1 protein-coding gene is annotated in these 518 nt (G+C 71.8%); it reads right to left on the bottom strand.

From position 1 onward, the window contains the following. Positions 1 to 401: NAD(P)/FAD-dependent oxidoreductase (locus tag AAE045_RS24355; protein ID WP_455549863.1), on the bottom strand; the 401-nt coding region annotated here is incomplete at its 3' end. Between the last annotated feature and the right edge of the window lie 117 nt (positions 402 to 518).

Here is a 518-nt window from a genome sequence, read left to right on the forward strand (position 1 = left end):
TTGATCGGCACGCTGGCGTGGCCGTCGCGCCAGTCGCAGTCGATCTGGTGGCGGGCGATGCGGTCGCGCAGCAGGCGCATGCCGTCGCGCGAGAACTCGAACAGCGCCCGCGCATCTTCGGCGCCGACCAGATGCTCGAGCGTGTCCACCTCGCAGCCGTAGCCGACGATGGCCTGGCCGCCGTTGCGCCCTGAGGCCCCCCAGCCGACCCGGTGGGCCTCCAGCAGCACGACGCGATACCCGCGTTCGGCGAGGGTGAGCGCGGCGGAGAGGCCGGTGTAACCGGCGCCGAGCACGCAGACGTCGGCGTGCAGATCGCCGGCCAGTGGCTCACGCAGCGGGGCATCAGCCACGCTGTCGGCGTACCAGCTGGGTGCGTGCGTCTCGCCGGCGGTGGTCATGCCGGGCTCCGGCGGGCGATGGACAGGTCAGGAATCATGGACAAAGGATGCCAGCAACCGAGGCGCGTAACAGCGGGCAGTCTGTCGCAGCGTCTGCGCCCGGCGTGTGAGGGCGCG

Source organism: Dryocola clanedunensis (genome assembly GCF_038405435.1).
Taxonomy (GTDB): domain Bacteria; phylum Pseudomonadota; class Gammaproteobacteria; order Enterobacterales; family Enterobacteriaceae; genus Dryocola; species Dryocola clanedunensis_A.